Origin of the sequence: Actinomyces sp. (assembly GCF_030530635.1) — a bacterium.
GTDB lineage: Bacteria > Actinomycetota > Actinomycetes > Actinomycetales > Actinomycetaceae > Actinomyces.
The window spans coordinates 109622-134071 of sequence record NZ_JAUMUL010000002.1; the positions used below are offsets into that span (position 1 = coordinate 109622).

Annotated in this window: 23 protein-coding genes; 14 read left to right on the plus strand and 9 right to left on the minus strand. The window is 68.6% G+C overall.

From position 1 onward, the window contains the following. Positions 1 to 7: 7 nt before the first annotated feature. From Q4A20_RS01235 to Q4A20_RS01260, 6 genes are all read left to right on the plus strand, one after another. Positions 8 to 802: a hypothetical protein gene (locus tag Q4A20_RS01235; RefSeq protein WP_303119255.1), complete on the plus strand. Its 795-nt coding sequence runs from the start codon at positions 8 to 10 to the stop codon at positions 800 to 802. Between the two features lie 27 nt (positions 803 to 829). Next, positions 830 to 1474 (plus strand): deoxyribose-phosphate aldolase, encoded by a 645-nt coding sequence (deoC, locus tag Q4A20_RS01240; RefSeq protein WP_303119257.1) that lies wholly within the window; start codon positions 830 to 832, stop codon positions 1472 to 1474. 289 nt (positions 1475 to 1763) lie between these two features. Beyond that, the gene (locus Q4A20_RS01245; protein ID WP_303119260.1) at positions 1764 to 2966 is read left to right on the plus strand and encodes a metal ABC transporter substrate-binding protein; all 1203 of its coding nucleotides are present in this window, start codon (positions 1764 to 1766) and stop codon (positions 2964 to 2966) included. Continuing rightward, a complete protein-coding gene (locus Q4A20_RS01250) occupies positions 2963 to 3820 on the plus strand; it encodes a metal ABC transporter ATP-binding protein (RefSeq protein ID WP_303119263.1) in 858 nt (285 codons plus the stop codon). The genes Q4A20_RS01245 and Q4A20_RS01250 overlap by 4 nt, the downstream gene beginning before the upstream one ends. Further along, positions 3817 to 4707, plus strand: coding sequence for a metal ABC transporter permease (locus Q4A20_RS01255; RefSeq protein WP_303119265.1), 891 nt, complete (start codon positions 3817 to 3819; stop codon positions 4705 to 4707). Before Q4A20_RS01250 ends, Q4A20_RS01255 begins: the two co-directional genes overlap by 4 nt. Next, complete coding sequence (locus Q4A20_RS01260; protein WP_303119268.1) at positions 4704 to 5576, plus strand: metal ABC transporter permease; 873 nt, start codon at positions 4704 to 4706, stop codon at positions 5574 to 5576. Before Q4A20_RS01255 ends, Q4A20_RS01260 begins: the two co-directional genes overlap by 4 nt. Here the strand turns inward: Q4A20_RS01260 and Q4A20_RS01265 are convergent. Beyond that, positions 5542 to 7278, minus strand: a complete 1737-nt coding sequence (locus Q4A20_RS01265; protein WP_303119271.1) for a phospho-sugar mutase — start codon at positions 7276 to 7278, stop codon at positions 5542 to 5544. The two genes, Q4A20_RS01260 and Q4A20_RS01265, sit on opposite strands and share 35 nt — an antisense overlap. 269 nt (positions 7279 to 7547) lie before the next feature. Between Q4A20_RS01265 and Q4A20_RS01270 the strand changes: the two genes are divergently transcribed. Then, complete coding sequence (locus tag Q4A20_RS01270; protein ID WP_303119366.1) at positions 7548 to 8297, plus strand: TIGR00730 family Rossman fold protein; 750 nt, start codon at positions 7548 to 7550, stop codon at positions 8295 to 8297. A gap of 829 nt (positions 8298 to 9126) precedes the next feature. Beyond that, positions 9127 to 9294 carry a DUF3117 domain-containing protein gene (locus tag Q4A20_RS01275; protein WP_073327418.1) on the plus strand — a complete coding sequence of 56 codons (168 nt, stop codon included), beginning with the start codon at positions 9127 to 9129 and terminating at the stop codon, positions 9292 to 9294. A gap of 71 nt (positions 9295 to 9365) precedes the next feature. Here Q4A20_RS01275 and Q4A20_RS01280 read toward each other — a convergent pair whose 3' ends face one another. Continuing rightward, the gene (locus Q4A20_RS01280) at positions 9366 to 10004 is read right to left on the minus strand and encodes an O-methyltransferase (protein ID WP_303119368.1); all 639 of its coding nucleotides are present in this window, start codon (positions 10002 to 10004) and stop codon (positions 9366 to 9368) included. A gap of 161 nt (positions 10005 to 10165) precedes the next feature. Here Q4A20_RS01280 and Q4A20_RS01285 point away from each other — a divergent pair, with 161 nt between their 5' ends. Next, positions 10166 to 11209, plus strand: a complete 1044-nt coding sequence (locus tag Q4A20_RS01285; RefSeq protein ID WP_368502403.1) for a twin-arginine translocase TatA/TatE family subunit — start codon at positions 10166 to 10168, stop codon at positions 11207 to 11209. 65 nt (positions 11210 to 11274) lie between these two features. On the opposite strand, the gene Q4A20_RS01290 is transcribed toward Q4A20_RS01285, so the two are convergent. From Q4A20_RS01290 to Q4A20_RS01300, 3 genes are read right to left on the minus strand one after another with little or no spacing between them, the layout of a single operon-like run. Continuing rightward, positions 11275 to 12432, minus strand: coding sequence for a P-loop NTPase (locus Q4A20_RS01290; RefSeq protein ID WP_303119279.1), 1158 nt, complete (start codon positions 12430 to 12432; stop codon positions 11275 to 11277). A 24-nt stretch (positions 12433 to 12456) separates the two neighbouring features. Continuing rightward, on the minus strand, positions 12457 to 13065 hold the full coding sequence (locus Q4A20_RS01295) for a DUF1003 domain-containing protein (protein ID WP_303119281.1): 609 nt from the start codon (positions 13063 to 13065) through the stop codon (positions 12457 to 12459). Then, on the minus strand, positions 13058 to 14350 hold the full coding sequence (locus Q4A20_RS01300) for a CBS domain-containing protein (RefSeq protein WP_303119284.1): 1293 nt from the start codon (positions 14348 to 14350) through the stop codon (positions 13058 to 13060). Before Q4A20_RS01300 ends, Q4A20_RS01295 begins: the two co-directional genes overlap by 8 nt. Positions 14351 to 14448: 98 nt before the next feature. Between Q4A20_RS01300 and Q4A20_RS01305 the strand changes: the two genes are divergently transcribed. Together Q4A20_RS01305 and Q4A20_RS01310 are read left to right on the plus strand one after the other, a co-directional pair. Next, positions 14449 to 15309, plus strand: coding sequence for a general stress protein (locus Q4A20_RS01305; RefSeq protein ID WP_303119287.1), 861 nt, complete (start codon positions 14449 to 14451; stop codon positions 15307 to 15309). A 61-nt stretch (positions 15310 to 15370) separates the two neighbouring features. Continuing rightward, the gene (locus Q4A20_RS01310) at positions 15371 to 16216 is read left to right on the plus strand and encodes a sugar phosphate isomerase/epimerase (protein WP_303119372.1); all 846 of its coding nucleotides are present in this window, start codon (positions 15371 to 15373) and stop codon (positions 16214 to 16216) included. 15 nt (positions 16217 to 16231) lie between these two features. Here the strand turns inward: Q4A20_RS01310 and Q4A20_RS01315 are convergent, their stop codons facing one another. From Q4A20_RS01315 to Q4A20_RS01325, 3 genes are all read right to left on the minus strand, one after another. Beyond that, the gene (locus Q4A20_RS01315) at positions 16232 to 17155 is read right to left on the minus strand and encodes a cation diffusion facilitator family transporter (RefSeq protein WP_303119290.1); all 924 of its coding nucleotides are present in this window, start codon (positions 17153 to 17155) and stop codon (positions 16232 to 16234) included. Between the two features lie 77 nt (positions 17156 to 17232). Beyond that, positions 17233 to 18849, minus strand: coding sequence for an aminopeptidase P family protein (locus tag Q4A20_RS01320; protein WP_303119292.1), 1617 nt, complete (start codon positions 18847 to 18849; stop codon positions 17233 to 17235). A 98-nt stretch (positions 18850 to 18947) separates the two neighbouring features. Then, complete coding sequence (locus Q4A20_RS01325; RefSeq protein WP_303119295.1) at positions 18948 to 20048, minus strand: Gfo/Idh/MocA family protein; 1101 nt, start codon at positions 20046 to 20048, stop codon at positions 18948 to 18950. 132 nt (positions 20049 to 20180) lie between these two features. On the opposite strand from Q4A20_RS01325, the gene Q4A20_RS01330 reads away from it, so the two are divergent. Both Q4A20_RS01330 and Q4A20_RS01335 read left to right on the plus strand, forming a co-directional pair. Beyond that, a complete protein-coding gene (locus Q4A20_RS01330; RefSeq protein WP_303119298.1) occupies positions 20181 to 21026 on the plus strand; it encodes a PHP domain-containing protein in 846 nt (281 codons plus the stop codon). Between the two features lie 100 nt (positions 21027 to 21126). After that, positions 21127 to 21762 carry a MarC family protein gene (locus Q4A20_RS01335; RefSeq protein WP_303119301.1) on the plus strand — a complete coding sequence of 212 codons (636 nt, stop codon included), beginning with the start codon at positions 21127 to 21129 and terminating at the stop codon, positions 21760 to 21762. An 8-nt stretch (positions 21763 to 21770) separates the two neighbouring features. Here Q4A20_RS01335 and Q4A20_RS01340 read toward each other — a convergent pair whose 3' ends face one another. Continuing rightward, a complete protein-coding gene (locus Q4A20_RS01340; protein ID WP_303119375.1) occupies positions 21771 to 23363 on the minus strand; it encodes a DEAD/DEAH box helicase in 1593 nt (530 codons plus the stop codon). 423 nt (positions 23364 to 23786) lie between these two features. On the opposite strand from Q4A20_RS01340, the gene Q4A20_RS01345 reads away from it, so the two are divergent. After that, positions 23787 to 24449 carry a ferritin-like fold-containing protein gene (locus Q4A20_RS01345; protein ID WP_303119304.1) on the plus strand — a complete coding sequence of 221 codons (663 nt, stop codon included), beginning with the start codon at positions 23787 to 23789 and terminating at the stop codon, positions 24447 to 24449. The last annotated feature ends 1 nt before the right edge of the window (position 24450 follow it).

Below are 24450 nucleotides of genomic sequence, written 5' to 3' on the forward strand. Positions count from 1 at the left end.
CGTCGCAGTGACCGCTCGTCCAAGCTTCGACAATCCCGGGGTGCGTCTGGCCAACTCACGGTTGCGTGTGGGTGCCTTCACCGCTGCCGGCGACGCGGTCACTCTCACCCAATGCGACACCACCACCTGTGGCGCCACCGCCATCCTGGCGGCTCGCCTCCTGCTCGGCGCGCCGATCGACGCGGCGATGGCGCGGCAGGATGTCGATGCCCGCCCGGCCCTGGCGCTGCGAGATTCCCTGGCCGTCTATCAGCGGCAACTGCAGCGCTCCATGAACCGGCATGCGGGCGGGCCGCTCGGCCTCCTGCCCTGGACCCGGCGCCTGGGCTCCACCCCCTGGGCGGTGGCAGCCGAACTGACGCGCACTCTGACGGAGACGGGCCTGACCGCCGGGGCCAGCGGCGTGGTCTGGGTTGACGACCGCGGTGCGCAATGGGAGGCCGTTGTCGCAGAGCTGCGGTGTGTGCTGGCCGCCGGCGCCCCCGTCATCCTGCTCACCGGAGCCCCGCTGCGCGTACGTCGGGATGGCGCCGGGCGAGTCCACCGCGCCCTGCAGAGCATGTTCGCCAACGCCCCCGCGATCCCACGCCACTACGTGCTGGCGCTGCCCTGGGAACTCGTCGGTAGACCCGACCCCGGTCCGGGCAGGGCCCACCTGTATGAGCCCTCCTCCGGAACGGTGAAGGTTCTGGATCTCCTCGCGGCACGGCCGCCGGCGGGCCCCGGTCCACGCGAGCTGGGAGGCTGGCCCCGGGTACTCGCTGTAATCGCCCCACGGCCGCCCTCACCCACTGAGACCTGATTGCCAGACTCAACGAAAGGAAGAACCATGCCCACCCGAGCGCAGGTCGCCGCCATCATCGACCACACCCTGCTAAAGCCGGAGGCCACCGGCGCGCAGGTCGCCGAGTTGATCGCCCAGGGCGCCGAATTGGGTGCCTACTCGGTGTGCGTGTCCCCCAATCAGCTGCCCGTGCAGGTCCCCGCGGGCCTGCACGTGGCTACCGTCTGCGGGTTCCCCTCCGGTGCCCATGCCACCGCGATCAAGGCCGCCGAGGCCGCCGCGCAGGCCGCGGACGAGGGCGAGAAGGTGGTCAACCTCAAACTCGTGAATCAGCACGACTACGTCGACTTGGAGGCGGACATTCGCGCCGTCAAGGAGGCCGTGGGGGAGAAGCTGCTGAAGGTCATCATCGAGTCGGCGGTGCTGGCCGATGATGAGATCGTGGCCGTCTGCCGGGCTGCCGAGGCCGCCGGAGCCGACTATGTGAAGACCTCCACCGGGTTTCACCCCGCCGGCGGCGCCTCGGTGCACGCCGTGGAGCTCATGCGTGCCACCGTGGGGGACCGGCTGGGTGTCAAGGCCTCTGGCGGCATCCGCACCGCAGCGGACGCGCTGGCCATGATCGAGGCCGGTGCCACCCGCCTGGGCGTGTCCGCCACCGTCGCCATCCTCGAGGGCCTGCCCGCCTAAGGCCGCCGAGACCGGCACTAATGACGTGCCCAGACCGGCACAAGACCCGGTTGCCGCCGAGAATGCGTGCCGCGTCGTCTGCACAGTGGAGGCGACGCGGCGTGTCATATCAACCGGTCTCGGTGTGTGACTTGCGTCGGTCTCTTTGGTTGTGTGCTGTGGACGTCGGCGCTCAGATGCCAAGACGCCGTGCAGGTGGTTCTTGTCGTCCGCCGGGAGATCGGACTCTCCCTGGTCGCAGGGTAACGCGACTTGAAGATTTCGGGTATCCGAAATTATGATCCGACCTATGAGAACCGTTTTCATTTCACGACGTCCCGCTGCGCTTGCGGCCGCCACCGCGTTGGTCGCAGCCCCGCTGGTCGCCTGCTCAACACAGGAGGCTACGAGCGCGAACGACGACTCTCTCAAGGTCGTCGCCTCCACCACCCAGATCTGCGACTATGTCACCCAGTTGGCCTCGGGCGGACAGGACCTGGCATTCACGCGTACGGGAGCCGATGGCGTCACCAAGGAACTCGGCGCGGAGGCGGCTGACGCCAAGGCGCATCTCGCCCTGACTTGCCTGCTGGCGCCGAACGCCTCCGCACACGATCACGAGATGACCGCCAGCCAGTCGCGCGCCCTGAGTGAGGCCGACCTGTTCCTGGTCAATGGCGTCGACCTTGAGCATTTCCTGGACGATGCCGTGACTGCAACCGGGTTCAAGGGCACTATGGTGGTGACCTCCGGCGTACTCACCGCGCAAGAGGTGGACGGTGACGCGGAGGCAGCAGCTGCAAGGCAGGAGCAGGAGGCCGAACTCCCCTACACGATCGATCGGGGCGTCGAGGCCGTTGAGGTCCTCCCCTGGCCCTTCGCACCTGAGGACGGGGAGGAGGCCGAGTTCCGCTACGACCCGCACGTGTGGACCGCCCCCGCCAACGCGATCATCCAGGTGACGAACATAGGTAACGCCCTGGCCGCTGCGGACCCGGACTCGGCGCAGACCCTGCGAGCACACGTTCAGGCCTACACCGATCGTCTCCGCGAACTCGACGAATGGGCTGCGAACTCGTTGGAGTCGGTGCCCGAGAACAAACGGGTGCTGTTCACCAGTCATGACGCCTTCGGATACCTCTCGGGCGCCTATGGCATCCGTTTCGAAGGGGCGGCGCTGAGCGACTTCAACGCTCAGCAGGACGCCACCGCACAGAAGATTCAGGAGACCGCCGATGCCGTGAAGTCATCCGGAGCAGTAGCGATCTTCGCCGAGAACTCAAACAACCCCCGGTCCGTGGAGAAGGTCGCCCAATTGGCCGGCGTCACCGCGGTCATCGGTGACGAGGCGCTTTATGGCGACTCACTGGGGGAGCCCGGCTCGGACGGCGAGACCTACATTGGATCGCTGTTGCACAACGTCACCAACCTGACCACGACTTGGGGAGGCGTCGTCTCCCCGGTACCCGAGCAGCTCAGCGCCTGGACCCCTACCCAGACGGTGCAACCGTGACTACCTGCGCCATCAGCGGCAATGACCGTCCCAACAGCGATTCTGGAGCCGAGCCGGTGATCGAATTCGCAGATGCGGCTTTCACATACGGGGGCGTCCCCGTGGTCACCGGGGTGACCGGCTCGGTAGAGGCCGGCAGGGGACTGGCCCTGGTGGGCCCCAATGGTTCTGGAAAGACGACCTTGCTGCGTTCCCTGGTGGGCATGGTTGACATCGCCTCGGGCAGCGTGCATGTGCTGGGTGCAACGCCCGGGCGGGCGCGCCCCGGTGCGATCGCCTACGTTCCCCAGAGCAGTGACCTGGATCCGACATTTCCGGTAACCGCGCTCTCGGTGGTGCTGATGGGAACCTATCCCGAGCTGGGGCTGCTGCGTCGCCCGGGGCGGGAGCAACGCTCACGCTGCCGGAAGGCATTGAACGCTGTCGGACTGGCCGCAGCGGCCGACCGGCGCTTCGGTACCCTGTCCGGAGGACAGCAGCAGCGCGTGCTGTTGGCGCGGGCCATCGCCTCGCGTCCCGAGATCGTGCTGCTGGATGAACCCTTCAACGGCCTGGATCAGCCCAACCGTGATGCTCTGCTGCGGATCCTGGCCGATCTGAAGGCCGCCGGTGTCACGGTCATCGTCTCCACGCATGATCTGGTGCTCGCGCGTGAGGTCTGTGAGCAGGTGGTGTTGCTGGCCGGCAGGCAGATCGCCTTCGGCCCCCGTGAAGAGGTGCTTGTACCCAGTTGTATTGACGAGGCCTACGGTGCGACGGCCGCGAACACGGTGCTCGCATCCGGGGCGGCCGGGATCGGCTCGGATCCCAGCACCGCCGTTGCCCAGCGGGTCTTCTCTGGAGTGGGACGGTGAACGCCTTCTCCCAGGGACTGGAATCGCTGCGGCTGTTTCTGGCCGGGGTTCCGGGACTCAGTCCGCTGGCCAGCGCACCATACCTGTTCAGGCCGCTGGTAATGCTGGTGGTGCTTGCGATTGTCGGTGCCGCTGTGGGGATACTGGTTAACCTGCGTTCGGCCGAGTTCCATGCAGAGGCGCTAGTTCATGCCGTATTCCCCGGAATTGTGATCGGCGCGATAAGCGGGGGAATCGATACGGTCATCCCGGCGGCGTGCGCCGCCGGTGCCTTGGCCGCGGGAATACTGACCCTGATCAGTCACCGCAGCAGGCGGGAAGCGTCCGAGGCGGGCACCGCCGTAGTGCTCACCGGATTCTTCTCAGTGGGCCTGATCCTATTGCTGCGCACCGGTGACAGATCCGGTCAACTGGAGGCGCTGACCTTCGGCAGACTCTTGGAGGTCACTGATCTACGCCTGGCGCAGGCCCTGGTGGTATGCGGAGCCGCCCTGCTGCTGGTGAGCGCGACGTGGAAGGAGCAGGTGTACCGGGCCTTCGACGGGGTGGGCGCGCGTACGAGCGGGCAACGGGTGCTCCTGCTCGATCTGGTGCTGAACATGTCGATAGCCGCCGTGGTCGTCTCAGCCGCCACAGCGGTGGGCACGTTGCTGGTGATCGGCTTCCTCACGATTCCCGGGACCACCGCGAGGCTGCTCGCGAAAGACGTGGCCGGAATGCTCTGGATCGCCGTGGGCACTGGTCTGGGCGGCGGTTATTCGGGAATGCTGCTGGCCGCGATGCCGCTGCCGCGTCCGGTATCCCCCCAGGCGTGCGTGGTGATGGTGATGGCGGCGGCACTGGCGACGGCGGCGCTCATCAGTGCCCGACGGAGGAGACGGGGATGAGCGTATCCATGGAACTGCTCGCCCTGCCCCTGGCTGAGACCATCCTGATGGGGACCCTGTCCGGCATGGTGGGCGCCCTGGCGGTGATCAGCCGGCGCGTCTTCTTCGCCGAGTCGATAACTCACGCCACGTTCCCCGGCGCGGTTGCCGGAGTCGTGGTGGTGACAGCAGCGGGGACAGCACTGACTGGTGCACGGATCGGGTACGAGATCCTGTCCATAGCGGTGCTGATTGGGGCAGTGCTCATGTGCGCGCCGATGACGTGGTTGATGCGGCGGCTCAGCGAACTCCCCGGTATCTCCTCCCAGGCCGCAGCCGGCATCGTCCTGTCGTTAGGCTTCGCCCTGGGGCACCTGTTGAGCACTTGGTTCGCGCCGTTGCCCTTGAAGGTGGACGGCTTCCTGACCGGTTCGGTGCTCAACGTCAATCACGCCGATGTAGCACTGACGGTCATGGTGCTGACCGTAACTGTGGTCGTAGTCGTCGCGGCCGGGCATCATCTGGAGTCGTACTGCTTCGACGCCGTCGCTTATCGGGCGGTAGGTCTGAATCCGCGTCTTCCGGAGCGGACGGTGCTGGTTCTCATCTGCTTGAACATCGGGGTGCTCATTCCGGCTGTGGGCACGATCCTTCCGATTGCACTCATCGCCGCGCCGGCGGCCGCGCTTCGGTCCCGGGCACGATCCGTATCGGGACTGCTGATCGGCTCGGCGGCTCTGGGCGCAGGCTGCTGTCTGGCGGGACTGTGGCTGGCGGTGCTCCTTGAATGGTCGGCCGGGGGAACGATCGCCGTGATCTGCGGTCTCGTATACGCAGCTTCACGGATCCGGCATGTCAGATTCCCAGGACGCCGCGCAGGTCGGTCTTGATGGCCTCCAGGCGCTTGGCGGCGGCACGGCGCGCCACCTCAACTGGTTCGTCCACCGCGACCGGCATGACGACTTCGCAGTAGCACTTGAGCTTCGGCTCGGTTCCGGACGGGCGCACCACCACCCGGTCATCGGCGGCGGTCTTGAAGATCAGACCGTCGGTGGCGGGCAGGCGTTCACCGTTGCCGTTGTTGGCGCCGTTCATCAGGTCGAAGACGTCGACCACCGGGGAACCGGCCAGTGCGGCGGGGGCGCCCCCGCCGCGCAGCCGCTCCATGGCTTCGGTGATGAATCCCTTGTCCTCCACGCGCACACTCAGGGGACTGGTGGCGTACAGGCCGTGCTCACGGGCGAGCCGGTCAAGGAGGTCGTCGAGGGTGCGGCCCTGCTGCTTCAGGGTAGAGGCCAGCACGGCCAGACGTACGGAGGCGGAAATACCGTCCTTGTCCCGCACCGCGGCCGGGTCCACGCAGTAGCCGAGCGCCTCCTCATAGCCGAATACGAGGTTCGGTACGCGGCTTATCCACTTGAAGCCGGTCAGCGTATTACGGTGCCCGAGCCCGTGTGCCTGCGCGATCCTGCGCAGCATTCGGGAGGAGACAATGGAATTGGCCAGAACGCCAGTTCCGTTGAATGCCGCCAGTTCCGCGGCCTGCTCGCCCAGCAGCGAACCGACCTCGTCGCCGGTCAGCTGCCTCCAACCGCCGCGGGCGTGCTCATCCGGCACGGCTGCGGAACAGCGGTCCGCGTCCGGGTCATTGGCGATGATCAGGTCCGCTCCCGCCTCCCGAGCCCGGGCGAAGGCCAGGTCCAGGGCGCCGGGCTCTTCCGGGTTGGGGAAGGCGACTGTGGTGAAGTCCGGGTCCGGATCGAACTGCTCGGGTACCACGACGACGTCGTCGAAGCCCGCCCGGCTCAGCGCCTCCCGGCAAATCGGCCCACCCACGCCGTGCATGGCGGTCAGTACGATCTTCAGCGGAGCAACGGCGTGAGTCCGGGCCGCCTTGACAGTGCGTTGCACGTACTCCTCGACCATATCCGCCCCGAGGGTCTCCCAGCCGCCTTCTGGCATGGGCACGGAGGCGAGTGGGCCGACGGCGGCGATCCTGGCGGCAATGCCCGCATCGTGTGGCGGAACGATCTGGGCTCCCTGGCCGGAATCGGTTACCGCGCGGCCACCCAGGTAGACCTTGTAGCCGTTGTCCTGCGGAGGGTTGTGCGAGGCGGTGACCATGACGCCGGCGTCGGCTCCCAGACGCCGCAGGGCGAAGGCGAGGACAGGTGTGGGGCAGTGCGTGTCGAACAGGATGGCGCGTCCACCGGCGCCGGTGACGACTGCGGCGGTATCACGGGCGAAACGGGCGGAGCCGTGGCGGGCGTCGTAGCCGATCACCACGCTGAAATCCTCACCCACCTGCTGGTGCAGGTAGGCGGACAGTCCGGCGGCGGCGCGGATGACGACCACGCGGTTCATGCGGTTGGGCCCTGCGCCCAGGCGTCCGCGCAGTCCGGCGGTGCCGAACTGTAGGGGGCCGGAGAAGGCATCGACGAGGGCGGCCGTGGCCGCGGCGTCACCAGCACGGTGTGCGGAGAGCAGATCGGTCAGCTCCCTGCGGGTGTCGGGATCCGGATCCTCTGCGATCCAGGCGGTAACGACGGCATCAAGTTCGCTGGCGGCCGCACGCTCGGGCGGAAATGTCATGGGGCGACGGTACCTTGCCGAGGTGGGTGGACGCGGCGCCCGTGACCGCTGTCATGGGTGGTGGTGAGCACAATGGGCCCACAGGAGCCGGGCCGGATCGGGTGTCGTCCCCACGGGCTGGAGCAGGTGGGGGATTATTTCCTCCCATGACAGACAAGACGACAGGCAACACGGCAGACGGCGCGACGGATCTGACGAGTGAGGCGGTGGCAGCCGGAACATTGCGACCCGAGCGCGACTCGCGCGAGACCTATCGTACGGGACCGGTGATGTTCCGTGGCGCCCAGATTCCCGCCCGCACTACCGACGCCCGTCTGCTGGACCGCCGCGATGACACGGACTGGCTGCACACCGACCCGTGGCGGGTGCTGCGCATCCAGTCAGAGTTCGTCGAGGGCTTCGGTGCGCTCGCCGAAGTAGGCCCGGCGATCAGCCTGTTCGGGTCGGCGCGAACCCCCGCCGGTGATCCTGCCTATGTCCTGGCGGAGCAGATCGGAGCCGGGCTGGCCCGCTCCGGTTACGCCGTTATCACCGGTGGCGGCCCCGGCATCATGGAGGCGGCGAACAAGGGCGCCCGTGAGGCGGGCGGCATCTCGGTCGGCCTGGGGATCGAGCTGCCCTACGAGCAGGGAATGAACGACTATGTGGACCTGGGCGTCAACTTCCGGTACTTCTTCGCCCGCAAGACCATGTTCCTGAAGTACTCCGACGGATTCGTCATCATGCCCGGAGGCATGGGCACCCTCGACGAGCTCTTCGAGGCCGTAACCCTGGTGCAGACCCAGAAGGTGCCTTCCTTCCCAATAGCCCTGGTCGGCTCGGAATTCTGGGGCGGGCTGGTCGATTGGCTTCGCGAGGTCCTGGTGCCCGCGGCCACCATCGACGCCGAAGACATCGGTCTGCTGCGGGTGGTCGACACGGCCGCGGAGGCGGTCGAGTTCGTGGTGGATGCCGCCCGCATAATGCGCGCGAACGGACTCACTCGCACCCCCGACCGATCCGAGTGGGCGGCGCAATAAGGGTTTTCCGGTTTTGGGGGGTGTGGCGGTTGTGGTGGGGTGGGGTGTCTGGTGCGCCGGTTGGGCGTTAACAACGCGTACTTAACGCTCTACTGTATACCTCAGTGCCCTTCAGTAGATGGTTGACAGGCGTTGTTAACCCCGAAGTGGCGTAGCAGATGGCCCCGCTTCTGGGCGCTGGGGATGGCGGCAGCCGAGTCCGGCAGCCAGGTCCGACATGGTTTAACCGGCAGGCTCATCGGGCCCTTCGCCTCGCGACACGCCGGCCGCTACAGCCTCTGACAGGCTGGTCCCGCAAACTCAGGAAGGGGCGGTCCAAGTAGGGGCGGTGGCCCGGCTACCCCCTGGCTCACAAGGTCCTTGCTCGCATCCGACCGACCGCACCGCCGCGGCCCACGCACCATGACACGAGCCAGACCCGAACCTCACAACACCACCATTCCCACAAGCCACGAGACAACACGGCCCTACCAGACAGCGTCCTCGACGGCCTCGCCGCGTCCTCAAGGGCCAACCCGCGTAGTCGACGACCGCCCGGCCAGCGGCGAGAACACACCCACCGGGCCGAGGACGTCATCGCCCGCCCGACACCGACCTCGCCCGCCCCGACCACAACCCCCACACACCCCGCAACCCGATCCGGAAACACCACACGCTATAAACCGGGAGAGCCCAATAAGGCTCCGGGATCGCGGTACGGGGCGGGTCGCGAGCCGGAACGGGGGGCGTGGAGTCAACCACGTTTCCGCCCGAACTGGCGTCATTATGCCGTAGAATGCCCCTGGGAGAAGCGGTAAGAGTCCGCGAATCATCAGTGAAAGGGGAGCATATGGCTGCCATGAAGCCCAGGACCGGTGACGGGCCGCTCGAGGTCGTCAAGGAGGGCCGCTCCATCATCATGCGGATGCCGCTCGAGGGCGGGGGACGTCTGGTCGTCGAAATCACACCCGACGAGATCAAGGAGTTGCAGGAGGCCCTCGCCTCCGTCAAGTACTGACGAGCACCGGGAATTCCGGGCGCGCCCGTCCAGGTTTCTGCGCGAGTCGACCAGTATTCGTACGCCCGGTCCTATCGGGCCTGGCGGACGGCAACCAGCAGACCGTCGCCGACCGGCAGCAACGACGTGTGCAGGCGATCCTCGTCACGCAGCGTCTTGCCCAGTTCGCGCGCCGCCACTGTGGTGGCGTCGCGGCGCGCCGGGTCGGCGACGTGATCTTTCCACAACGCATGCGTCACTACCAGAACGCCCCCCGCACGTAACATGCGAACCCCCTGAGCCACCAGTTGTGCAGCCTCCTCCGGGGAAACATCGAGCACCACCATGTCGTAGGACTGGGCGGCCATGCGCGGCATGACATCGGATGCCCGCCCCTGGATGATGCGGGTGCGCGAGCCCGGATAGCCGGCCTCGTCGAAGGCCCGGCGGGCCTCCCGCTGGAACTCCGGCTCGACGTCGATGGTGGTCAGGACTCCGTCGGCCCCCATACCGGCCAGGATCCACAGGCCGGACACGCCCGTGCCGGTGCCGATCTCGGCTACGGATTTGGCGCCCCCGGCCGCCGTCAGCAGGCGCAGGGCAGCACCCGCGGCCGGCGAGACCGGATCGGTGCCGAGTTCGATGCCGCGCATCCGCGCCCGCACGGCCGGCTCGCCCTCGATCGGGAACTCCTCCGTGTAAGACCAGCTCAGTGTCTTGTCGCCAGCCACCATATGCCCCTTCTGCGGCGTCGGGCCGCGTAGCCGTTACTTATGATCCCGACGGCGCCGGTGCGTCCGGCGCGGGAACCACCCCCATTGTTTCAGGTCCGACCCGGTTAGAGAGCCCGGCCGCCTGCCTGATTCCCCATACTCCTACCTATACTGGCCACATGTTGCCGGGCATCTCGGGTGCGGAGTTCTTTGTCCTCCTGCTGGTAGTGGTCATAGTGGTCGGGCCCCAGCGCCTGCCCGAATACACGCGCAAACTGACACAGGGCGTGCGCAGGCTGCGCGTGTTCCTGGACGACACCAAGACGCAGATCGCCGAAGAGGTCGGTCCCGAACTGGGCGAGCTGGATCTGTCAGACCTGGACCCGCGCAACTATGATCCGCGGAAGATCGTGCGTGACGCCCTGGGTGAGGACCTCGACGCCATTCGCAAGGACTTGACCAACCCCTTCCAGGCGGTGGTGAACACTGCCAAGGAGGCCAGCGACGAGGCCGCGGCCGCGGTCAGCGGCCAGGTTGGGCAGAAGTCCAAGTCCCTGTCGAAGATGATCGAGGACAAGGCCGAGCAGACCCGGGCCGCCCGAGCCGCCTCGGCTGCGGCTCGGGACGGTCAGGACAAGGACCCACAGCAGGCGGTGGCTGAGGCCGCCGCGGTCACCGCCGAACTGCCGCAGGTCGATGCGCTCGAATCCGCGGAGGAGACCCATAGTGCGGCCACGGCCGCCGCTCTCGACGCCGACGGCCGTGCCGACGCTCCCGGCACAGACTCGGCCCAGGTCGCCCTGGAATCGGGTGAGACGATCACGGCAGAGATCCCCGAGGTACAACCGCTTGCCGACGCCCGGACTGAGGATGCGCAGCAGACTGGTGGCGTCGAGCCGACGTTGGCGGTCGCTGCGGCTAAGACCGTTGAGGAGGGCGATGAGGCCGAGGAGGTCACAGCCACCACGGACATCGAGGCGCCCGAGCGGGCGGGTCAGGCGGACGAGTCCGAGGAGCCGAAGCAATCCGATGAGCCCGCCGACAAGGACTCCGACGGGGGTGCCGCAGCGGCGGCGGACATTCCCTCCAGCCTCGTGGACGAACGGCCCGACGGCGAGGACCCCTCCCGGGCGCCCCGCCCCGTCTCACCGCGCGACATCGTGCGCGCCGCCAACGAGGCGGCCCGTACCCGCGTAGAGGCGGCCACGGCTGCGGTCACCTGAGAATTCCCTGCGGCGCCCTCCTCCCCGGGGCGGAGGGCCGATGAGCGCGGAACTCGCGTCTTTGATCAGCCGGCGGCGGCACTGACCGGGCTGATTCCAAGGGACATGCCGGACAGGCCGCGCGCGCGGTGTCCGAGCCTGCGGGCCACCCCGGCGAGTTCGAGCGCGGCGGGAGAGTCAACGGCGGGTGCGCCGGCGGAGGCGACGGCGGCGGGCACACCGGCGTCGGAGCCCTCACGCAGCTTGATGTCCAACGGTAGCTGGGCCAACAGCGGCACCTCGTAGCCGAGCGCCGTCGTCAGTGACGCCGCGACCGCCCGCCCACCGCCGGAGCCGAAGATCTCCAGGCGGGAGCCGTCAGGCTGCGGCAGGTAGGACATGTTCTCGATGACTCCGGCCACCTTCTGATGGGTCTGCGAGGCGATCAGGCCAGTCCGCTCAGCCACTTCAGCCGCCGCCGTCTGCGGGGTGGTGACCACCAGGATCTCGGCGCCCGGGAGCAGCTGCGCGACCGAGATGGTCACGTCCCCCGTCCCCGGCGGCAGATCCAGCAGTAGCACGTCCAGGTCACCCCAGAAGACATCGGTGAGGAACTGCTGCACGGCCCGGTGCAGCATGGGGCCGCGCCAGACGACCGGCTGCTTCTCCTCCACGAACATGCCGATGGAGATGACCTTCACATCGTGTGCGATGGGTGGGACGATCATGCCGTCCAGCTGTGTGGGCACCTGTTCCACGCCCAGCATACGAGGGATGGAGAAGCCGTAGATATCGGCGTCGACGACGCCGACGCCGAGCCCCTGGGCGGCCATGGCGGCGGCGAGGTTGGCGGTGACGGAGGACTTGCCCACCCCGCCCTTGCCGGAGGTCACCGCGTAGATGCGGGTGAGGTTGCCGGGTTGGGTGAAGGGAATGACCGGCTCGGCGGCACCGCCGCGCAGGCGGGTGCGCAGTTCGGCCCGCTGCTCGTCGTTCATGACCCCCATGTTGACGCGCACGTCGGTGACGCCCTCCAGGGAGCCGACCTCCTTGCGGGTGTCGGCTTGGATCGTGTCCCGCAGCGGGCACCCGGCCACGGTGAGCAGCACCCCGACGGTGACGATGCCGTCGGCGGCGATCTCAACGGAGTCGACCATGCCGAGGTCGGTGATCGGACGGCGCAACTCGGGGTCTATCACCCGCGAGAGCGCCTCGCGGACTGCGTCTTCGGTGGGCAGGCTCATGCGCCAATCCTATGCGGTCTACGGTCAGCCGGCTCCGGACTCCTCATCCGGTGCGCCCGGTCCGCTCCCGGTGTCACGGCGTTCCCCGGCGTCCTGGCCCTCCTCCACGATGTCGTCGTGCAGCTCCTCGCGGGTACGGCGCTCCTCCTGCAACAGCTCCTCCAATACGACCCGCAGCTCAGAGCGCACGAAGTCGCGAGTGGCGACGTCATTCATGGCCAGGCGCAGGGAGGCGATCTCCCGGGTCAGGTACTCGGTGTCCTCCAGGTTGCGTTCGGCGCGTTGACGATCCTGCTCGGCGATGACCCGGTCCCGGTCGTCCTGCCGGTTCTGCGCCAGCAGGATCAGCGGTGCCGAGTAGGATGCCTGGGTGGAGAAGGCAAGATTGAGCAGGATGAAGGGGTAGGGGTCCCAAGGGGCGTCCGCGTTGATCTTCGCCAACAAGATATTCGCCGCGATCCAGGCCACCACGAAGATCGTCATATACGCCACGAACTTCGGCGAGCCCATGAAACGGGCGGTGGCCTCGGCGAAGCGGCCGAAACCGTCTGAACGCGTCGAACGGCGGGGCCCCAACCACCGCAGCAGCCGCGAACGGCGGCGGGTGATCGGCTGGTCGAGCTGGTCAGCCATTGGCGCTCCTCTCAATCATCTCATCGGTGACGGCGTCGTCCGCCTCACGCCAGTCGTCGGGCATGAGGTGATCCAGCACATCGTCCACGGACACAGCCCCCAGCAGTCGGCCGGCGTCGTCCAGCACGGGCAGGGCCGTGAGATTGTAGGTCGCCAGCAGGCGAGTGACGGTACCGATGGAGTCGTCGGCATGAACGCCGTCCAGGTCCTTGTCCAGCACGGAGCCGAGCAGCTGCTGAGGGCGCTCCCGCAGTGCCCGTTGGAGGTGCACCATGCCCAGGAAGCGGCCTGTCGGCGACTCCAGCGGCGGGCGACACACGAAGGCGATCGCGGCCAGCGCCGGCGGCACCTCCGCCTTGCGGGCCTGCGCCAGGAAGGAGGCCACCGTCGACTCCGGCGGCAGGATGATCGGCTCCGTGGTCATCAGACCGCCGGCGGTGTACTCGTCGTAAGTCATCAGACGGCGCACATCCTCCGCCTCCTCCGGCTCCATCAGGTCCAACAGCCGGGCGGCCATGGAGGTGGGCAGGGCGGAGACCAGGTCAGCGGCGTCGTCGGGCTGCATGGCGTCCAGGACGTCGGCGGCGCGGGCGGCGTCCAGGCCGGACAACAGGGCGACGGCCTCGTCGTCGGACAGCTCTTCGGTGGCGTCGGCCAAACGCTCGTCGGTCAGCTCGGCGGCAACCTCCAGCTGGCGGGACAGCGGCAGATCCGAGAGCACGTCGGCCAGGTCGGCGGGTTTGAGGCCCTCCATGGTGGCCAGCAGCGCGGTGGCGCCCTGCTGATCGGCGGAGCCGGCCAGGCCGCTGACCTCATCGGGCCGGACGGTGAAGGTCTCTCCACGACGCAATCCCAGAGGGCCGGAGGAGCCCCGCTGCACGAACAGACGGGTCACCTTCCAATCCATGCCGCGGTCGCGCTCTATGGCGACGTCACGGATGGTCACCCGGCCCGAGCCGTCACGCATGGTGACCACCCGGTCGAGCAGCTCACCGACCACCAATGTCTCGACCCGGCGCTGCTCGAAGCGTCGGATATTGACCAGGCCCGTGGTGATGACGGCACCCGGCTCCATCGCGGTCACGCGTGACAACGGCAGGAACACGCGGCGCCGTCCGGCCACCTCAATGACCAGGCCGACGGCCCGCGGCTGACCGCGCAAGCGGATGAGCACGACTACATCATGTACCTTGCCGACGGCGTCCCCGATGGGATCGAAGACGGTCGTGCCCACGAGTCGGGCCACGAAGACTCTGAGGGTGGTGCGCGTCTTGGTGTTCTCCACAGCGGTCAGCCTAATGGGCGCCGACGCCGATGCCGCCCCGTTTTTTCGCCGCTCGATGAAGTCACCTCCGCGCCCGGGCATCGTGGGACGATGTGCCCATGAGCCAGAGCCAGTTCTCCACACAGGCCGCGCCGCCGAGCATGGCGCGGGGGAGTATTCCGCGCGGCGACGAGGTCGCCTCCTTCGCAACCTACGCCGAGGCGCAGCACGCGGTCGACTCCCTATCCGACGCCGGCTTTCCTGTACAGCACCTGGCCATCATCGGCACCGACCTGCGCCAGGTAGAGCGCATCACGGGGCGCATGAGCTGGGGGCGGGCCGTGGCCAGTGGCGCCATGTCGGGGCTGTGGATCGGCCTGTTCTTCGCCGCCATGATGCTGGTGCTCGGTCCCAGGGAGGGCACGGGCACGGTGCTGATCGCGGCGGTCATCATGGGTGTCATCTGGGGGATGGTCTTCCAGGTCGCGGCATACGCGGTCACCCGCGGCAAGCGCGACTTCACCTCCATCAGCCAGGTCGTGGCCTCCCGCTACTCCGTGATCGCCTCGCAGATGTCCAATGAGGCCGCGCGCGCACTCGCGGACATCCCCGGTAATCTCACGCGCGGCGGGGAGGCCGCCCGGCGTGCCGAGGAGCGCCGCGCGGCCCGCCAGCAGGCCCGTGGGCAGGGCAGCAGCACCTTCGGCTCCCGGCCGGATGAGCAGCCCCGATTCGGGGTGCGCCTGCCCGAGGGCGTCGACCCGCGCAACTACACGCAGGGCGCGCCCGTAAGCACCGCCGGGGGTATGCCGGAGCCGGCGGCCACGGGCGGGGCGCCGATCGCTGCCGGACGTGCCGGAATCGAGGCAGGACCCGAATCCGCCAACAACGAAGCCTCCGAAGCCAAGACGGACGCTTCGGCTGCGGGGCACAATGAAGACGATGACGACCCCTACCGTCGGCACCCCGACGAAACCTGACACGTATTCCACTTCCACCCCGGCCGGCACCAACCCGCCCGCCGCGGACGGAAACATCCCGATCGGCTTGTCCACCTCATCGGTCTACCCCGGTGATGTGGAGGACACCTTCGCCCTGGCGGCGCAGCTGGGCTACGACGGCGTCGAGGTCATGGTGTGGGGCGAAAGGGCCACCCAGGACGCCTCCGTGCTCACGGCACTGGCCGGGCGTTACGGCGTGGATGTCATGGCCATTCACGCCCCCACCCTGCTGCTGACCCGCGCCGTATTCGGTGCCGACCCCTGGGGCAAGATCGACCGCTCGATCGAGCTGGCTCACGCCGTCGGAGCTGCGAATGTAGTACTCCACCCGCCCTTCTTCTGGCAGACCCGCTACGCCCGCTCATTCGTGACCGGCGTGGCACAGCGGGAGGCGACCACCGGGGTGCGGTTGTGCGTGGAGAACATGTTCACCTGGCGGCCCCGCGACGCTCATTCCACACGCGACTTCCAGGCCTACTTCCCCACCTGGGATCCGGTCGGCCAGGGCTACCGATCGGTGACGCTGGACATCTCCCATGCGGCCACCTCCGGCTCCGACGCGCTGGCCATGGCGCGGGCGCTCGGACCCACACTGCGGCATGTGCACCTGACCGACGGCGTGCCCGGTTTTCGTGACGACCACCTCCTGCCCGGGCAGGGGAACCAGGACTGCGCCGGGGTGTTGCGCCACCTGGTGCACACGGGTTTCGGGGCGGCGGGTGGGCAGGTCGTGGTGGAAGTGAACACCCGCACCATGAGCACGGGCCAACGGCGCGACGGTCTGGCCAGCGCACTCGCCTTCGCCCGCGAGCACCTGGAGGGGCGGGGCGATACGGCCGCCGTGTACATTCCCGCCCCGACGCGCCGCCGATTCCGCGACGCCTAGCCGGGTGGTCGGGCGTCAGGCGCAGGCGGTGGCTTCGTGCGCGCGGTGTGCGGCCGGTTCAAGCTGGAAGGTCGCGTGCTCAATGCGCACGGGGAAGTGTTCGGCGACGCATGCCTGAAGGGTGTCCAGAACTTCATCGCTGCGTCCCCGTGCCAGGCAGGCGTCGCTGACCACCACGTGCGCGGTGAGCACCGGCAGCCCTGAGGCGACCGTCCAGGCATGCAGATCGTGCACCTGCTCCACATCGTCCACCGCCAGTAGGTGACGACGCACCTCCGCCAGGTCCAGCTCGTCAGGGGTGGTCTCCATGAGCACGCCGACGGCGGTGCGCAGCAGGATGAAGGCCCGCGGTGCAATCAGGGCCACAATCACCAGGGAGGCCACGGCGTCGGCACGTGCCCAGCCGGTCGTCGCCGTTACGATGGCGGCCACGATCACTCCGACGCTGCCCAGGGCGTCATTGGCGACCTCCAGGAATGCGGCCCGCAGGTTCAGGTTCTGGTCACGGCCGCCGGACAGGACCAACAGGCCCACGACATTGGCCACTAGGCCGACCCCGCCCATGATCAGCATGCCGTGCGCCTCGACCTCGGCTCCGCCTACCAGCGTGATCACGGCCCGCACGCCGACGATGACGCCGACGATCCCCAGCAGGGCCGCTTGGAGGGCGGCGCCCAGGATCTCCGCACGTCGCAGCCCCCAGGTGGAACGGTCGGTGGCCGGACGGGTTGTCAGGTGGGCGGCCACCAGCGCCATCGTCAAGCCGACGACGTCGGTAAGCATGTGACCGGCGTCGGCGAGCAGTGCCAGTGACCCGGTCAGCATGGCGGTTACGACCTCGGCCACCAGCACCCCCGCCGTCAGGACGAGCACGCTGGCGAGTCGGCCGCGCGAGGCGCCGCGCCCGTGGGTGTGCGAATGTTCATGAACCGGCAGCACGCCTCAATGATAACGATCCGTGCCGGCTCGGTCCCAGGGCCGTCAGCAAACCGGCCGTGCCGAAGGCCTGAACGGCCTCAACCGATGAGCCCGCTCACCCAGGCCTCCACCTCATCCACGGTGCGGGGGATCGCCTGCGTCAGACGCCGCACGCTCCCATCGGCATCGACCACGACGTCGTCCTCAATGCGCACGCCTATGCCGCGCAGCTCCTCCGGTACCAGCAGGTCATCGGCCCGGAAGTAAAGGCCGGGCTCAATGGTGAAGACCATGCCGGGGCGCAACTCGGCCTCCATGCTCATCTCCCGGCGTGCCTGGGCGCAGTCGTGCACGTCGAGTCCCAGATGGTGGCTGGTGCCGTGCACCATCCAGCGGCGGTGAAACTGGCCCTGCGGACCCAGGGAGTCGGCGGCGGTGACGCCGTCGGGCAGCATGCCCCAGTCCTCCAGACGGGCGGCGATCACCTCCATGGCGGCGGTGTGCACGTCCCGGAAACGACAGCCGGGGGTGCCCGCGCGGGCGAAGGCGGCGTCGGCGGCGTCCAGAACCGCCTGGTAGACGCGGCGCTGCGGGGCGCTGAAGCGGCCGTCCACCGGGATGGTGCGGGTGACATCGGCGGTGTAGAGGGAATCGACCTCCACGCCTGCATCCACCAGCACCAGTTCACCGGGGCGCACGGCGCCGTCGTTGTTGATCCAGTGCAGGGTGTTGGCATGGTCGCCGGCGGCGGCGATGGTCTCGTAGCCGAGCCCGTTGCCCTCCTCACGGGCCTTGGCACCGAAGGCCCCCTCCAGCACGCGCTCGCCGCGCCTGTGCCCGGTGGCGCGCGGAATGGAGCGGATCAGATCCTCGAAGCCGGCCTTAGTGGCGTCCACGGCCTGCTGCAGCTGCTCCACCTCCCAAGGGTCCTTGGTCAGACGCAACTCGCTGGTGGCCTCCGCCAGGGCGTCGTCGACCTGTTGGGCGTCCGGCCCGGCGGCCAGTCCGGCGGCGGTACGCACCCGGTCCACCAGCGCGGTCACGGCCGCATCGGCCTCCGCGACGATCCGCAGTTGCACGCCGCCCGGGCCGGCGTCCTTGGCGAGTGCATCCGGCAGGGATTCGATGTGGGCACAGCGGATCCCGGTGGCGGCTTCCACCTCCTCGATTGAAGGACGCCGGCCCACCCACAGCTCCCCGTAGCGGGTGTCGGCGTAGAACTCCTCGCTGCTGCGGGAGGCGCGGGGTCGGAAGTACAGCACCGCCTCATGGGTGGGTGCGCTCGATACCGGGGCGGCGTCAACAGGGGTGCCGGTGGCGGCGTCCGTGTCGGTGCCGGCAGTGCCGAGGGGCTCCAGGACGAGCACGGCGTCGGGCTCGAAGTCGGTGCCGGTGCCGGCCAGGTGGGCGAAGGCGGAGTGAGGGCGGAAGCGGTAGTCGCAGTCGTTGTTGCGGGTCACCAGTGTCCCGGCGGGAAGGATCAGGCGGTCACCGGGGAAGAGCGCCCCGAGCGCCTCGCGCCGGGCGGCGGCCCAGGGCGCGGCCTCACCGCGGGCGGGCAGAACCTCCGGGCGGGGGCCCCAGCCGGAGCCGATGAAGTCGCGGAAGGCGCGGTTGGTGGGCCGGTGCGAGCGGTTATTGCCCCGCTGCGCCAGGGACTGGGGCGTGGTCGAGTCCGGGGCGGTTGCAGGGGCGTCGGTGTCGGAACTGGTCATGGGCACATAGTGGCACGGTCTTAGCCGGCGGGAGGTACCGGCCGGATACGCTCAGCCGTGCCCGCCGCGGCCTGCAGTGCGGTGGCGGGCACGGCGCGCTAGTTGGGGTCGCCGGGAAAGCGCACCCCGACTTGGCGCCGGGCCTCATACAGCACGTCGATCGCGGTGACCGAGTTGGCCAGCGGGTGCAGGTCCGATTCGCGTGCGCCCGTGCGGACCAGGCGGCAGAAGGCTTCCAACTCGTTGGCCAGTGCCGGGCCGGTGCGCACGACCGACAGATCCTCTACGGCGTGCCTCCCGTCCGCGCCGCGCAAAAGGATCCGCTGGGGCCACTGGCAGTCGTCCAGGATCAGTGCCGCATGGTCGCCGGCGAACGCCGAATCGACAGCCGCCCTGGAGGTCTTGGAGTGCAGACATACGACCTCGTAACCGGTGGCGTGGACCGAGTCGCCCGGCGTCGGGCCCCCGCCGTCGATGGCGGACTCGCCGTCGTAGCCGAGCACGATCGTGCCCAGGACGTCCGCGCCCGAATCGAGCAGCCGGCCGGTGGCCGTCACCCGCGTCGGCGCCCCGAACAGGTGGATAGCCAGGCTGACCGGATACACGCCCAGATCCATCAGGGAGCCACCGCCCATGGACGGGTCGAATACCGGGGGCAGCGCGCCGGAGCGGTATGCGTCCATGCGGGAGGAGTACTGCTCCTTGACCAGCACGGCCCGCCTTACCGGTCCCAGCCGGGGCAGATTCTCTCGCACCACCGCGACCCCCGGCTCGAAGGCGGGCAGCCACCCCTCCATGAGCAGACGGTCGGCACGATGGGCCGCCTCCACCATTGCCCGCGCCTGGTCGGGTGCGGTCGCGAAGGGCTTCTCCACCAGCACATGGCGGCCGGCCTCCAGGGCGGCGAGGGTGTGCTCGGCATGCAGCAGATTTGGAGAGGCGACATAGACGGCGTCGATCAGCGGGGCACCGTCCGCGCCCCGTGCGGCGAGCATCTCCGCCAGGGAGCCGAAGGCGTGGGGGATGGCGTGCTCGGTGGCGAAGGCCGCTGCCCGCTCGGCGTGCGCGGAGGTGACGGCGACGACCCGGGCCGCGGGCACGGCAGCGGCCGCCTCGATGAACCAACGGGCGATGAAACCGGCGCCGATCATGCCGAAGCGGATCGGCGCGGGGGACTCGGACGGAGCACCTGCGTTCATGCCGACAGGCTAACAAGTAAGCCGGCTCACACCGGGGTTCCTGGGGTGCGCCCGCCGGGAGCGGCATGCGGCGGACCGGGCCGGCACCGTTGGGCGGTGAGAGCGCCGCGGTCGCGTCCGTACACTTGACCGGTGCGCATAGACCCCCACACCCATTCCGCATACTCTGACGGCACGGACACTCCCGCCGAGCTCATGGCGGCGGCGGAGCGGGCCGGGTTGGACGTCGTCGGTCTGACCGACCATGACACGATCGATGGGTGGGACGAGGCGGCGGCCGCGGTGCCGGAAACAGGGGTGTCCCTGCTGCGCGGCACCGAGATCTCCTGCTCCGCCGACGGCGTCACCCTGCACCTGCTCGCCTACCTGTTCGACCCCGACTATGCTCCACTGGCCGATGCCCTGGTCCGTGCCCGCCACTCACGGTCGAATCGCACACGTCTCATGGTTGAGCGGCTGGCGGTCGACTACCCGGTGACCTGGGAGGACGTACTCGTACAGGCCGCTGATGCCGCCACCATCGGCCGCCCGCACATCGCCGACGCGCTCGTGGCCGCGGGGGCCTTCCCTGATCGTTCCGCCGCATTCGCCGGTCCGCTGGCGACGTCCAGTCCCTACTATGTGCCTTATTGGGCGCTGGATCCGGTCGATGCGTGCCGGCTCGTGCGCGAGGCCGGGGGAGTGCCGGTGGCCGCTCACCCGCGCGCCGGCATCCGGCAGCGGCGCCTGGTGCCCGATAAGACCTTCGCCCGGATGGCCGAGGCCGGACTGGCCGCCCTCGAGGTCGACCATCGCGACCACACACCCGCTCAGCGGGAGCAGGCCCGTGCATTGGCTCAGCGGCTCGGACTGGGCCTTTCCGGGGCCTCCGATTACCACGGCGTCGGCAAGCCCAACCGGCTGGGGGAGAACCTCATGCCGCCGGAGCTATTCGAACAGATCGTCGCCGAGGGTGCGCTCCCACTGATCGTGCCCTGACCGGGCGCCTCCTGTGCGCACGCCTCAATCCGGGCGCAGGCCCAGCCGCAAACCCATGAACAACGGAACCGACCGCTAGAACCACCTCAGTCCTCAGCCCATGCTCGCCAATATCTTCGATCTCACGCTCTTCGCCACTGCACTCACCACCATCCTGGTCATTCAGGATCCGCTCGGCGCCATCCCCATCTTCCTGTCGCTGACCAGCCGTCAGGCCGACGCCGAACGCAGGCGTTCGGCGCGGCAGGCCACCCTGCTGTCCTTCGCGGTGATCCTCGTCTTCGCGATCTTCGGCCGCTACATCCTGAGCTTCCTGGGGATCACCGTTCCGGCGCTGCAGGTCTCCGGCGGGCTGCTGCTCCTACTGGTGGCGCTTGAACTGCTCACCGACCGGGTCGATGAGCATCCGGACCCGGATGCGGTGATCACGAATGCCGCCCTCGTCCCCCTGGGCACGCCCCTGCTTGCGGGGCCGGGCGCGATTGTGGCCACCATGTTGGCGGTGGACTCGGCTTCGGGGCCCGTGGTCGGCTGGGTGAGCGTGACTGCGGCGATCGTGGTTACGCATATCGTCACCTGGGCGACGCTGCGGTTCTCCGTCGGCCTGCACCGGCTGCTGGGGGAGTCGGCGATCCAGGTGCTGACCCGCGTATTCGGGCTGCTGCTGGCCGCCATTGCGGTGCAGATGATCGCCGATGGGGTACTCGCCTACATAGCCACGTTGATGGGGGCTTGAGGGCGGGCTCAGGAGTCGGCGCGGCCACCGTGGGTGCGCCGCCGGTTGCGTTTGCGGCGCGGCTTGTCACCCTGCGCGGAGGCGGTACGCCGTGAGCCGGCCGTGCCGGTGCCCGAGGTGCGCCCGGTTACGGTGTGGCGTCCGCGGCCGCGCCCCCGGCTACGGTCGTCGCGGGGACCGCGGCGTTTGCCGGTCTCGCCCAGGTCCTCGATCTGTTCGGCGTCCAACCCGGCCAGTATCCGTTTGCTGTGGGGGAGCTTGCCGGTGACGTCCGAGGGGATATTCAGATCGGCGTAGAGGTGCTCGCTCGTGTGGTAGGTCTCAACCGGATCTTCAAGCGGAAGTCCGAGGGCCTTGGCGATCAGCCGCCAGCGGGCTACGTCATCCCAGTCGACGAAGGTGATGGCGGTACCGGAGCCGCCGGCACGTCCCGTGCGGCCGATGCGGTGGACGTAGATCTTCTCGTCCTCCGGGCACTGGTAGTTGACTACGTGGGTGACGTCGTCGACGTCGATGCCGCGGGCCGCCACATCGGTGGCCACCAGCACGTCGACCTTGCCCTTGCGGAAGGCGCGCAGCGCCTGCTCCCTGGCGCCCTGCCCCAGATCTCCGTGCAGGGCGGCGGTGGCGAAGCCGCGTGCGGCCAGATCCTCGGCCACTCGGGCCGCGGTGCGCTTGGTGCGGGCGAAGATGATGGTGCGGCCGCGGCCTTCGGCCTGCAGGATGCGGGAGAGCACTTCGACCTTGTTCATGGCGTGGGTGCGGTATACGGCCTGCTGGACGGTTTTGACCGTCATGGAGTCGTCGCCGGGGTCCTGGGCGCGAATGTGGGTTGGTTTGGTCATGTAGCGGCGGGCCAGGGCGACGACGGCGCCGGGCATGGTGGCGCTGAACAGCATGGTGTGACGGTCGGACCGGGTGCGGGAGAGGATCTTCTCCACATCAGGTAGGAAGCCCAGATCGAGCATCTCGTCGGCCTCGTCCAGCACCACGGTGGTCACGTGGGTCAGGTCCAAGACCCGACGGTCCATCAGGTCGATGATGCGGCCGGGGGTGCCGACGACGATCTCGGCGCCCCGCTCGATGGATTCGATCTGCGGCTCGTAGGCGCGCCCGCCGTACACCTGGACGATGCGTACGGTGCGTCTGGCGGCCGCTCCGGACAGCTCCTCGGCAACCTGTTTGGCCAGTTCCCGAGTGGGCAGGATCACCAGCGCCTGCGGGGAGCCGGAGGCGGGATCTTCATCCCAGCCCTCCTCGCCGGGGCCGAGCGTGTCCATGAGCAGTGGAATGCCGAAGCCCAGGGTCTTGCCGGTTCCGGTCTTGGCCTGGCCGATGATGTCCTGGCCGCGCAGCGCGATCGGCAGGGTCAGGGCCTGAATGGGGAAGGGGTGAGTGATGCCCTTGTCCGCCAGCGCCTGGCAGATCTCCTCTTCGACGCCGAAGTCGGCGAAGGTGCGTGTGGTCGAGTCGGTATCGGCGTCGGTGATGTCGGGTTTGGAATCATCCAGCACTGGGGCGTGCGCCCGAGTGGTGGAGATGATGCCGGAGGCGGATTCTGCCGGCGTGGCGGACTGCGGCGCGGATTCGGCCGGCTGCACGGGGGCAGTGGTGGCTGATTCAGTTGTCTCGGTCTGCTCGGTCACGGTGTGGTCTGTGCTTTCGGTTGTATCCGGGTGCGGAGCCCGGGATCAGGCGGCGCGCGCAACGTATTGAGGTACGGCGTATGCGCCTGCGGTCATGTGCGGCAGCCGATCGCGGAGGACGCCCCGCACGTCGCCGTGGCGGGCGGGCGAGGCCGAAGAACATGACGATGGGCATGGCGACCGGGCAACCTGGCCCCAGCCTAGATGATCCGCCCCAGGGGCGTGGACGGCGCTGTTGTCATCCGGCTCACCCGGGTGCGGCTGTGGCGCGTGCGGCAGGCAGTATGGGGGTGCGGCCTGTGGCTGCGCGCGGGTGAGTTCCGGGGAAGACGTTGATAAACGCACGGTCGGTGCGTCGGCAGGGCCTACCCTGGCTCCATGAGCAGCTCAGCCCCGCCCATCGGTACGAAAGCAGTGGCGTCCCCCACCCCGCACACGATCTCGGTGATTGGCGTGACCGCCTATACACGGACCATCGCCTGCACCCGCTACGCCAAGGACGCCGATAAGGCGCCCGAGATGGCCTCGCGGGTAGAACTGCTGCGCATGAGCGCCGAGGCGGTTGCATCCTTCGACCGGCTCCAGGAATTGGCGGCGGCCGCGGGCATTGATGTGCTGACGGCGGCCGCCCCCTTCGTAGGCGCCTTGGGCGATTTCGATGAGCGGCTGCGGCCCCTGGACTGGTATGAGCGGCTGACCAAGACCTACCTGACCTTCGGGCTGATACGTGACTTCGTCGTAGCTCTTGCGCATACCGTGGAAGCGCCGTTGCGCGACCTGTTAACGCGGGAGGCGGACACGGATCGGCTTGCCACATTCGCCCCGGGCCAGTTGGTGCCGGCCATTGACGCGGATACGCAGCTGGCTGCCCGTCTGGGACTGTGGGGCCGCCGCGTGGTAGGCGAGGAGATCGGCACCATGAAACGGCTGCTGGTCTCCGCGCCGGACCTGGCGGCCTCGGGCGCCGGGGCCGAGGCGTTGCACGAGGCCCTTTCTGAGGGGGCCACTACTCGCATGCGGGGACTGGGGCTGCGGGTTTAGC

Bases quoted from the DNA above. Each gene is read 5' to 3' on its own strand.
- Q4A20_RS01265 (WP_303119271.1), bottom strand. From the start codon at position 7,278: ATGACATTTCCGCCCGAGCGTGCGGCCGCCAGCGAACTTGATGCCGTC.
- Q4A20_RS01270 (WP_303119366.1), top strand. From the start codon at position 7,548: ATGTTCCGTGGCGCCCAGATTCCCGCCCGCACTACCGACGCCCGTCTG.
- Q4A20_RS01305 (WP_303119287.1), top strand. From the start codon at position 14,449: ATGAGCCAGAGCCAGTTCTCCACACAGGCCGCGCCGCCGAGCATGGCG.
- Q4A20_RS01325 (WP_303119295.1), bottom strand. From the start codon at position 20,048: ATGAACGCAGGTGCTCCGTCCGAGTCCCCCGCGCCGATCCGCTTCGGC.
- Q4A20_RS01345 (WP_303119304.1), top strand. From the start codon at position 23,787: ATGAGCAGCTCAGCCCCGCCCATCGGTACGAAAGCAGTGGCGTCCCCC.
- Q4A20_RS01335 (WP_303119301.1), top strand. From the start codon at position 21,127: ATGCTCGCCAATATCTTCGATCTCACGCTCTTCGCCACTGCACTCACC.
- Q4A20_RS01290 (WP_303119279.1), bottom strand. From the start codon at position 12,432: ATGAGCCTGCCCACCGAAGACGCAGTCCGCGAGGCGCTCTCGCGGGTG.
- Q4A20_RS01285 (WP_368502403.1), top strand. From the start codon at position 10,166: ATGTTGCCGGGCATCTCGGGTGCGGAGTTCTTTGTCCTCCTGCTGGTA.
- Q4A20_RS01275 (WP_073327418.1), top strand. From the start codon at position 9,127: ATGGCTGCCATGAAGCCCAGGACCGGTGACGGGCCGCTCGAGGTCGTC.
- Q4A20_RS01295 (WP_303119281.1), bottom strand. From the start codon at position 13,065: ATGGCTGACCAGCTCGACCAGCCGATCACCCGCCGCCGTTCGCGGCTG.
- Q4A20_RS01245 (WP_303119260.1), top strand. From the start codon at position 1,764: ATGAGAACCGTTTTCATTTCACGACGTCCCGCTGCGCTTGCGGCCGCC.
- Q4A20_RS01260 (WP_303119268.1), top strand. From the start codon at position 4,704: ATGAGCGTATCCATGGAACTGCTCGCCCTGCCCCTGGCTGAGACCATC.
- Q4A20_RS01320 (WP_303119292.1), bottom strand. From the start codon at position 18,849: ATGACCAGTTCCGACACCGACGCCCCTGCAACCGCCCCGGACTCGACC.
- deoC (WP_303119257.1), top strand. From the start codon at position 830: ATGCCCACCCGAGCGCAGGTCGCCGCCATCATCGACCACACCCTGCTA.